At 69.4% G+C, this 10,020-nt stretch carries 7 protein-coding genes and 1 pseudogene; 3 read left to right on the forward strand and 5 right to left on the reverse strand.

All coding sequences use genetic code 11. The features are described from left to right. Positions 1 to 205: 205 nt before the first annotated feature. The gene (locus AC5L3C_RS37690; protein ID WP_493649863.1) at positions 206 to 1,459 is read right to left on the reverse strand and encodes an IS256 family transposase; all 1,254 of its coding nucleotides are present in this window, start codon (positions 1,457 to 1,459) and stop codon (positions 206 to 208) included. 141 nt (positions 1,460 to 1,600) lie between these two features. Continuing rightward, positions 1,601 to 2,125, reverse strand: a pseudogene (locus tag AC5L3C_RS37695) (pentapeptide repeat-containing protein); the annotation flags it as partial. Positions 2,126 to 2,304: 179 nt separating this feature from the next. Here AC5L3C_RS37695 and AC5L3C_RS37700 point away from each other — a divergent pair. Both AC5L3C_RS37700 and AC5L3C_RS37705 read left to right on the forward strand, forming a co-directional pair. Then, on the forward strand, positions 2,305 to 2,694 hold the full coding sequence (locus AC5L3C_RS37700) for a hypothetical protein (protein ID WP_493653611.1): 390 nt from the start codon (positions 2,305 to 2,307) through the stop codon (positions 2,692 to 2,694). Positions 2,695 to 2,828: 134 nt separating this feature from the next. Then, positions 2,829 to 5,885 (forward strand): Tn3 family transposase, encoded by a 3,057-nt coding sequence (locus tag AC5L3C_RS37705; RefSeq protein ID WP_493653612.1) that lies wholly within the window; start codon positions 2,829 to 2,831, stop codon positions 5,883 to 5,885. Positions 5,886 to 6,030: 145 nt separating this feature from the next. Here AC5L3C_RS37705 and AC5L3C_RS37710 read toward each other — a convergent pair whose 3' ends face one another. Together AC5L3C_RS37710 and AC5L3C_RS37715 are read right to left on the reverse strand one after the other, a co-directional pair. Next, positions 6,031 to 6,807: an SDR family oxidoreductase gene (locus AC5L3C_RS37710; RefSeq protein WP_493653613.1), complete on the reverse strand. Its 777-nt coding sequence runs from the start codon at positions 6,805 to 6,807 to the stop codon at positions 6,031 to 6,033. A gap of 40 nt (positions 6,808 to 6,847) precedes the next feature. Further along, positions 6,848 to 7,687, reverse strand: coding sequence for an SDR family NAD(P)-dependent oxidoreductase (locus tag AC5L3C_RS37715; protein ID WP_493653614.1), 840 nt, complete (start codon positions 7,685 to 7,687; stop codon positions 6,848 to 6,850). A gap of 206 nt (positions 7,688 to 7,893) precedes the next feature. On the opposite strand from AC5L3C_RS37715, the gene AC5L3C_RS37720 reads away from it, so the two are divergent. Continuing rightward, positions 7,894 to 8,769: a helix-turn-helix transcriptional regulator gene (locus AC5L3C_RS37720; RefSeq protein ID WP_493653615.1), complete on the forward strand. Its 876-nt coding sequence runs from the start codon at positions 7,894 to 7,896 to the stop codon at positions 8,767 to 8,769. 99 nt (positions 8,770 to 8,868) lie between these two features. Here AC5L3C_RS37720 and AC5L3C_RS37725 read toward each other — a convergent pair whose 3' ends face one another. Then, on the reverse strand, positions 8,869 to 9,843 hold the full coding sequence (locus AC5L3C_RS37725) for a tyrosine-type recombinase/integrase (RefSeq protein ID WP_493653616.1): 975 nt from the start codon (positions 9,841 to 9,843) through the stop codon (positions 8,869 to 8,871). Positions 9,844 to 10,020 lie beyond the last annotated feature (177 nt).

The following is a 10,020-nucleotide window of genomic DNA, read 5'->3' on the forward strand; positions in this document are numbered from 1 at the left end:
TGGCGCCGGAGAACGTTGCGCCGTCGAAGTCCAGGTTGCCGTCGATGATGACGCCGGTGAGGTCGAGGTCGCAGCCCTGCCAGGAGCGGTGGGTTCCCTGGGGACGGCGGTAGTGGTCGCCGATGAGGCGCAGGATCGTGTGTCGGACCTTGCGGAGGGCCAGGTAGCGGAGTAATTGTCAAGAGTTGTGGATCAGCGGGGTTGTTCAGGCCGCGGCGGCCTCGGGGCGTTCGATGAGGTGACCGTTCTCGAAGCGGGCGCCGGCGCGGACGAGGGCGACGAGTTGGGGTGCGGTGATCGCACGCCATCGGGCCTGGGCGGACTCGGCGAGTTTGAACACCATCGCCAGGGCGGCGGCCGCGCTGCCTGCTCCGCGGGTGACCTTGGTCCGGAGCTTCACCGTGCTGAAGGTTGACTCGATCGGATTTGTTGTGCGCAGGTGCACCCAGTGTTCCGCCGGGAAGTCGTAGAACGCGAGGAGTTCGTCGACGTCGTCGGTGATCTTCTTGACGGCCTTGGGCCACTTCGCGACGTAGGACCGCTCGAAGTCCTTGACCGCCTTCATGGCATGGCCGCGGTCCTCGGCGTTGTAGATCTCCTGCAGGGCCTTCTTGGCGCCGGGCTGAGCCGACTTCGGCAGGGCGTTGATCACGTTGCGGGTTTTGTGAACCCAGCACCTCTGCTGTCTGGCCTGCGGAAACACCTCTGCCAGCGCCCGCCACAGGCCCATCGCACCGTCGCCGACCACGAGCTCGGGGTCGCGCATGCCACGCCGCCGGCAGTCGCGCAGCAGGTCCGCCCACGACTCGGTCGACTCGCGCAGGCCCTCGGCGAGCGCGATGAGTTCCTTGGTGCCGTCCAGGCGGACGCCCATGAGGACCAGGACGCAGGAGTGCACCTGGCCGAGGCGGACCTTGGGGTGGACACCGTCGGCCCACACGTAGACATAGTCGGATCCGGACAGGTCACGGGCCTGGAAGGCGGCGTGGTCGTCCTGCCACTGCTTCGTCAGCCGGGTCACCGTGGCCGGCGAGAGCCCGGCCGCTGAGCCGAGGAACTGCTCCATCGCGGGCACGAAGTCGCCCGAGGACAGTCCGTGCAGGTAGAGCAGGGGCAGGACCTCGCTGACCTTCGGGGATTTCCGACACCACGGCGCCAGGATCTTCGACGAGAACCGCTTGCGCTCGCCCGTCTCCGTGTCGACACGCTTGTCGTTGACCCGGGGCGCCCGCACCTGGACCGGGCCGGCGGCAGTGGTCACGGTCCGTTCGCGGTGGTGGCCGTTGCGGACCACCAGGCGGCGGCCGTTCTCGTCGCGTTGACCGACCAACTCGGCTATGTACTGGTTGACTTCGGCTTCCAGGGCGGCGGCGAGCATCCGCCGGGCGCCCTCACGGACGATGTCGTCCATCAAGGAGCCGGTCTCGGTGGATCCCTCGTCGTTGACTACGCTGAGCACGGGCGTGCCTTCCCGACCCGCGCTGCAACGCGGGCCTACTCGATGACCATCAGTCGATCACTCGGGAAGGTACGCCCTCCGCATTCCGCGAGGCACCCCTCCCGAGGCCGATCCACAGGTCTTGAACATTGCTCCAGGTAAGCGGTGGTGTTCCTCTCGGTGGGCGGGGTCGTTGCCGGGGTCGGGGGTGAAGGGAAGCTGGAGGTAGGCGCACAGAACGTCGATGCAGGTCTGGCGCAGACTGTCGTCGGGGGCGTCGTCGGCGAGGCCAGCAAGGGCGTGGACTCCGCCGAGCTGGACGGCTGGCGAGTCTGAGCCGAGTTGCTCGACGGCCTGGGAGAAGCGTTCGGTGTGGAGCTTGGTGGCTTCGCGGTGAGCACCGGCTTCGTCGACGCGCTGGCGACGGTAGGCCACGACCAGGGCGACGAGCGCACCGGCCCCAGCGACCACCCCGAAGGAGAGCTTCACCAGGTCGAAGAGCGTCTTGGCGTCGAGCTTCGCGGTGCTGTCGATCTCCTTGAAGTCCAGCAGGTACACCAGGCTGTAGAAGACGCAGCCTGCCACCAGGACTGCGGCAACAAAGGTGACGGCCAGAGCCCGGCCCACCCTCCAGAGCCGCAGCTCCCGATCATCCGAGGTCGGTAGCGGCCGTCGGTTCGCTGTCATGAAAAAGAAGATAGGGCTCGCAGACCTGCGGTTGCGGTGCTTGCGGGATCAGGGCTCACCGACCGCTTTCGCCCCCGCGGCCCACTGGATCGCGTATGTGGCGGTGCGACTGTTCCACTGCCACCTGGGGCAGGGTCCACCGGTCGCCGGATGGTCCGGCGCGGGGAGGGAGAACCCTGATGAGCCAAGATCTGAACGCCGAGCTGTCCCGCATCTACGAGCGCTGCATCGAGCAGGTACGCACGATCGCCGCGCTTGACCCGACCAAGCCCGTCGAGGACTGGAACCGGTATACCTGCACGTCCGCCAACGAGTTCGCGTCGGACGTCGAGATGGCGTGGATCAGGGCTCACCCCGGGCACGAGGCGCGTGACACGTACCGGGCGATCATGGGCGGCGTTCCCATCGAGCGTGAAAGCGTGCTCGGGGACTCACCTACGCGATACATCACGTACGGGCTGACGTCCTTCGGCCGCGTCCTGCAATGCATCGAAGCTATGCGCGCCGGCCGGTTCGACCCGCACGTGCCGGGTGGCATCACGGACGCTCGGGAGCAGCCCACGGAGTGATGTGACCGGGGTCTGAGGAACATCCGTGTCAGATCGTGCGCTAAAGGTTCGCTGGGCGGTTTGGTGCTTTGACCTGGGGTGATTGAGCGTCGGAGCCTTCGTGGGTCGTTGTTGTCGATCTTCGGAGAGCTGTTGTGGCGGTCGAGTTCCTGACGGATGAGCAGGCGGCCCGGTACGGGGCGTTCCACGAGGTGCCCTCGCGGGCGGAGCTGGAGCGGTACTTCTTCCTGGACGACGCGGACCGGGAGGCGGTGCAGGCCAAGCGCCGTTCACACAACCGGCTCGGGTTCGCAGTCCAGCTGACGAGCGTGCGGTTCCTGGGCCGGTTCCTGTCAGACCCGCGGCAGGTGCCGGCGGAGGTGGCCGAGTACCTGGCCGGGCAGTTGGAGATCGCGGACGCCTCGTGCCTGAAGCTGTACGGCGAGCGGGACGGTACGGCCCGTACCCACGCTGGGGAGATCCAGGAGGCCGGGGGCTGGCGGGACTTCGCCGAGGTCCGCGAGGAGCTGGCGGGCTGGCTGGACGCGCGGGCATGGACGACGGGGGACGGTCCGAAGGCGCTGTTCGACGCGGCGGCGGGCTGGCTGCGCGAGGGTCGGGTGCTGCTGCCGGGGGCAAGCCGTCTGGCCCGGCTGGTGGGGGCGGTGCGGGAGGCGGCGAACCAGCGGTTGTGGGACACCCTGTACGGGATGCTGAGCGTCGGGCAGCGGGCGGTGCTGGACTCCCTGCTGACGGTGCCGCCCGGCGAGCGGGTCTCGGAGCTGGACCGGCTGCGGCGCGGTCCGGTGCGGATCTCGGGCCCCCAGATGAAGCGGGCCCTGGAGCGGGCGGAGGAGATCGCCGCGCTCGGGATGGGCGCCCTGGACGTGTCGGGGATACCGCCGCGGCGCCTGGCGGAGTTGTCGCGATACGGGGTGGACGGCAAGGCGTCGCTGCTGCGTCGGCACTCGGATGCTCGGCGGCTGGCGACGCTGCTGGCCACCACGGTGTACCTCACGTCGCGGGCGGTGGATGACGCGCTGGACCTGCTGGAGGTCCTGATCGCGACGAAGCTGCTGGCCAGGGCGGAGCGCGAGAGCGCGAAGGAGAAACTGAAGACCTTGCCGCGCGTGGAGCGGGCGTCGGCGAAGCTGGCGACCGCGTTCCAGGTCGTGTTCGACACCACCTCCGAGCAGGTCGACACAGACACGGGGGAGATCGCGCCGCCGAAGGTGGCGAGCCTGGACGCGATGTGGGCGGAGATCGAGCAGGTGGTGCCCCGCCACGAGCTGGCCGCGGCGATCGCCGCGCTGTTCGAGCTGACTCCGCCGCTGGACTCCGACGCCGACGAGGCATGGCGGGCGATGCTGGTGGGCCGGTTCGGGACCGTCCGGCCGTTCCTGCGGCTGCTGGTTACCGTGGTGGACTTCGACGCCACCCCCGAGGGCGAGGCCGTGCTGAACGCGCTGCGGTCGCTGCCGGAGCTGATGGGCCGCAAGAAGGTGGGCCCGGCCGAGATCGACACCGGTCTGCTGACCGGGTCGTGGCGGCGCCTGGTGCTCTCGGCCCCGCACCTGGAGCCGGGCACGGTGGATTGGAAGGCGTACACGTTCTGCGTCCTGGAGCAGCTGCACCGGATGCTGCGGAGCAAGCAGGTGTTCGCGAAGAACTCGTCCAAGTGGGGTGACCCCAGGGCGAAGCTGCTGGCTGGTGAGGCGTGGGAGCAGGCCCGGCCGACCGTGCTGGCCTCGCTGAACCTGCCCGGTGAGGCGGGCGGGCACCTGGCGGCGCGGGCCGCGCTGCTGGACGGCACCTACCGGGAGGTCGCCGGCCGGGTCCCGGACAACGCGCAGATCGTCTTCGACGACGACGGGCGGCTGCACTTCGCCGCCCTGGAGCCGGAGCCCGAACCGGCCTCCCTGCTGGATCTGCGGGTGGCCGTGAACGCGATGCTGCCGCGTGTGGACCTGCCCGAGGTGCTGCTGGAGGTGTTCTCCTGGACCGGCGCTGACCAGGCGTTCACCTCGGTCACCGGTGGCGAGGCGAGGCTGAAGGACCTGCACGTCACGATCGCCGCGCTGCTGGTCGCCCACGGCTGCAACGTCGGCTACACCCCGGTCCTGGGCGGCGTGGACGCGCTGAAGTACGGGCGGCTGTCCCACGTCGACCAGACGTACCTGCGGCTGGCGACCTACCGGGCCGCGAACGCCGCCCTCATTGGGCACCAGGCGTCCATCGGCCTCGCGCAGGGGTGGGGCGGGGGTCTGGTCGCCTCGGTGGACGGGATGCGGTTCGTCGTCCCCGTCCCCAGCGTGTACGCCCGGCCGAACCCGAAGTACTTCGGGCGCCGAGGCGGCGCGACCTGGCTCAACATGATTAACGACCAGGCCGCCGGACTCGGCGGGAAGGTCGTGGCCGGCACCCCGCGCGACTCGCTGTACGTGTTGGACGTCCTCTACGACCGCGACGGCGGCAAGCGCCCGGAGATGATTGTCACCGACACCGCGAGCTACAGCGACATCGTGTTCGGACAGCTCACCCTGGCCGGGTTCGCCTACGCCCCGCAGCTCGCCGACCTGCCCGACCAGAAGATGTGGCGCATCGACCGCACCGCCGACTACGGCGCCTTCCAGGACGCCGCCCGCGGCCGGATCGACCTCGCCCGCATCGAACGGCACTGGGAGGACATCCTGCGGATCATCGGCTCGATCCACACCGGAGCCGTCCGCGCCTACGACGTCATCCGGATGCTCTCCCGCGATGGCCGCCCCACCCCACTCGGCGACGCGATCGCCCACTACGGGCGGATCGCGAAGACCCTGCACATCCTGCGCCTGGCCGACGAACCCGGCTACCGCCGACAGATCAAGGTGCAGGCCAATCTCCAGGAAGGCCGCCACGCGCTCGCGCGGAAGATCTTCCATGGGCGGGCCGGGCAGCTCTACCAGCGCTACCAGGACGGCATGGAGGACCAGATCGGCGCGCTGGGCCTGGTCCTCAACGCCCTCGTGCTGTTCAACACGAGGTACATGGACGCTGCCGTCACGCAGCTCCGCAGCGACGGCTTCGAGGTCCGCGACGAGGACGTTGCCCGGCTGTCGCCGTTCGTGCGCCACCACATCAACGTGCTCGGCCGGTACTCCTTCCAGCTCCCCGAGTTGCCCGGAGGGCTGCGGCCCCTGCGCGACAAGCACGCCACCGACGACGATTGAGCGCCGGGAGCCAGCAGGCCACGGGACTCAGCCTCTGGACACACCAGAGGCTGAGTCGTTGACCAGAACGCATGACGGCCGTGCCCTGACCGGTGTGAGCCTGGGGGCGACCCCAGCAGCGCAGGTACACCGCCTGTTTGTTGCGCTATACGGGCTGGGCCGTGGGCAGGATGGTCAGTTCGCTGATGTTGACGTGTCGGGGAAGAGCGGCAATGAAGGCAACGGTCTCTGCGATGTCGGTGCTGCGCAGGCACTCGATGTCGTGGAGCAGGCCGGCCATCAGGGCGCTGGCGTCGGGGTCGGTGACGTGGTCGGGTAGTTCGGTGTCGACCATGCCGGGCTCGATGGCGCTCACCCGCACGTTCTTCCGGCCCAGTTCGACTCGGATGAGACGGGTGAGGTGGCTGATGTACGCCTTGGTCCCCGAGTAGATCGAGAACTTCTCCAGAATGCGTGTCGCTGCGATGGAGGAGGTGTTGATCAGGTCCGCGGACTTTCCACGCTCAGCGCTGGCAGTCAGGTGCGGGAGGAAGGCAGCGATCACGTTCATCACTCCCGTGATGTTGAGATCGATCTGCCGCTGCCAGTCCTCGACCTTGAGCTCGTCGATGGCAGAGATCAACTGGACGCCCGCGTTGTTGAACACCAGGTCCGCCGGTCCCAGCGTGCCCGCCACCTGGTCGGCGGCTGTGCGGACGGCTGCCCGGTCGGTGACATCGACGGACAGGGGTATGGCCTTTCCGCCGACCGCGGTGATGTCGGCGGCGAGGGAGGTGAGCTTTTCCTGGCGGCGTGCGATGACGGCGACAGAGGCTCCAAGTTCGGCGAGTCGGCGGGCGGTGGCCGCCCCCATGCCGCTGGAGGCTCCGGTGACCACGGCCACACGGCCGTCCAACGGCCGGCTGGTAAGCAGGTACGTCATGATGAGAAATTTCCTATTGCCCGGGATTGGTTTGGGGTGGTCAGGCAGCGTCGTCGCAGGCCGTGGCGGCGGACTTGTCCTGCCAGGCCGCGAGGTCGTCCTGAAGGCTGCGGATCTTGACCAGCTGGCGTTCGATCGCGTCGCGCCCCAGGGCCAGGTGCCCAGGCAGCTTGTCCTGGCAGGTCACCTCATAGATCAGGGCGGCGCCCTTGACGGGGTCGCCGAGCTGGGTGTGGTTGGCGGTGTCGATCCAGTCCAGGGTGGCGTGGGCCGGCGTGCCGACGTAGGCGGGGATGCGCTCGGCCGCGGTCGACAGGGAGCTGGCGTCGAGGAAGTCGGTGCGGAAGACCCCGGGCTCCACGACCATGCTCTGGATCCCGAACGGCTCCAATTCCACCGCGAGCGCCTCGCTGATACCGGCCACCGCGAACTTCGACGCGCTGTACATGCTCACCCCGGGCTCGCCCTCGAAGCCGGAGCGGGAGCCGATGTTCACGATCTTTCCGGCTCCGGCCGCCCTCATCGCGGGCAGGACCGCGCGGGTGACGTTGATCAGCCCGAAGACGTTGAGATCGAACAGGGACCGCGCCTCGGCGTCCGTGATCTCCTCCAGCGCCCCGAGCAGACCGCGCCCCGCGTTGTTGACGAGGACGTCGATCGTGCCGAAGCGCTCCACAGCCGTCTCGACCGCGGCGGTGATGTCCTCGCCGCGGGTGACGTCGAGGGCGACACCGAGGACGCGGTCGTGCTGGCACAGCTCGTCCGGCAACTTCCGCGGGTCACGGGCGGCGACCACGACGTTGTCGCCGCCGTTCAGTGCCGCCCGCGCGATCTCCAGCCCCAGCCCGCGGGAGCCGCCGGTGATGAACCACGTTGCCATGAAGGTATCTCCATCCGTTCGCTTCGCCCGGACACCCCTTGCGGTGGCGGGCTCCGGCATCCACTGAACCAACTCTGAGCAGGCAAAAGAGGCATCAAAAGGGCCCGCCTGATCGGGGGACAAAATGGGCCACCCTCCCGCCGCCGAATCCTCAGTGAACGCGCGACCCTGGATGTATGGACCGTGAGCACCCCACCAGCGCACCCATGGCGGAATTTCTCCGCTCTGCCCGCACCCGCCTCACCCCGCGGGAAGCCGGGCTCGACGACCCGGGCCTGGGCCGACGCCGGGTATCCGGACTGCGTCGGGAGGAACTCGCCCGGCTGGCCGGGGTGAGCGTGGACTACTACACCCGCTTCGAACAAGGTCGCAGCCGCAGCGCCTCCGCAGAGGTCCTCGACGCGCTCGCCACCGCCCTGCACCTGGACGACGCTGAGCGCAGCCACCTGCACACCCTCGCCCGGCCACGGCCCCGGCCAGCCCGCCGGCGCCCCCGCCCCCAGCGCGTCCACCCCGCCACCTGGGACTTGCTGGACACCCTCCAGCAGACCGGCCGCCCCGGTTTCATCCTCGGACGACGCCTCGACGTGCTGGCCCACAACCCACTCGCCGGACGCCTGATCACCGACTTCCGCGCCCTCCCCGCGGCCGAGCGGAACCAGGCCCGCTTCGTATTCCTCAACCCGCACGCGCGCGAGCTGTACCGGGACTGGCCCCGCGTCGCCGCCGACACCGCCGCCATGCTCCGCCTCGACGCGGGCCGCCACCCCGACGACCCAGCCCTCAGTGCCCTGGTCGGTGACCTGTCCATACACAGCGAGGAATTCCGCCGCTTCTGGTCCGACAACAAAGTCCACCAGCGCACGACCGGCACCAAGGACTACCACCACCCGCTCGTCGGCGACCTCACCGTCACCTACCAGGCCCTCACCCCCGCAGACGACCCCGACCAGATCCTCTTCGTCTACGGCACCGAACCCGGCAGCCCGTCCGAGACCTCCCTGCGCCTGCTGGCCCAATGGAGCAGGACGGCAGCCGATACCGGCAGCGTCACAGCGCAAGCGCCAAGAGCGCACGACTGACACAAGCCCGCTCCGGTCGTCAAAAGGTACGAGACGCATCCGACGCAGAGCGGTCTCTCCCCCACGCCCCGGCGCTTCGCACTCCGGGACGGTGAGCAATCAGCGGCTGGTGCCGCCCGGGGCAAGCAGACTGGTCAGCTCGGAGATCGCCTCCGAGGAGGGCTTGAAGTAGCGGCGGACATTCTCGGGCTTCTTGTGCCGGGACTTCGCCATCAGCATCAGCAGAGAGGCGCCCTGCTCCCCGAGGTGGGTCAGGGCGGAATGGCGGTACTCGTGCAGGTCCCAGCCGGTCCCCGGCCCGCGCACCGCGGTGTGCTCATCCAGCAGGGCGCGGGCCTGGCCGTAGGAGAGGCGGGCAAGGCCGGTGTCCGGGCACACGTCGCGCGGGCTGACGACTTTCCCCGGGCCGGGACGGCGGTGGGTGACGAACACTGGCCCCCGGGTACGGCCACGCAGCAGCCGGGGCAGCAGGCGGGCGGTGCCGGCGTCCCAGTAGACGGTCTCCAGCACGAAGTCCTCGCGCGCCTGCCCACGGCGGCGGACCTTGCTCCGGGCGCCCTTGGCCTTCACCGGGCAGCGGCGGCCGGCGAGGTCCAGGTCCTCGATGTTCACGCCGAGGATCTCCTCGGACCGCCCGGCGGTCTCGTAGAGCATCCGCCACAGCGTCTTCTCCCGCAGATGGACCTCGCGCCGGGCGATGAGCCGGTCCACGGCCATCTTCGAGCGGGCCGGGGTCTCGGAGTCCGGCACCGCCAGCCGCTTCGTCCAGGCCGGAACCTGCGGGCTGTCGTAGCCGTACTCCGCACACCAGCCCAGCCAGGACAGCACCGCCGCCCGGCGGGCGTTCCAGGCGTTGACCGCCGCGGTGCCCCACAGCAGTTCCAGGGCCTCGCCGATCTCGTCGTCCGCGACCGACCCCAGCGGACGGCCCTCCCCTATCCGCTCGGCGGTCTTGCCGACACCCGTCGAGTAGCTGCGGACCGTGTTCGGGTTGCAGAGCGAGTCGAGGAAGGCGTCGGCCGCCGCACGGACGGTCAACGCCTTCCCGGTCGGCAGTTGCACGACGGTGGGCACCGCTCCCCCTTGCCACAGATAACAGGGCCGCTTCACGTACGGCCCGGAGAACGTCACCGCAGGTGACGAACCAAGCTCCCGCAGATAATAGGGCGTTATCCGTGGGAAGACTTCAGACGGGTCCGGTCGCCGACGCTCCGTCAGCCACCTACCAGGGTCGACGTCGGCTTAGCGCAC

This window comes from Streptomyces speibonae (assembly GCF_984686075.1).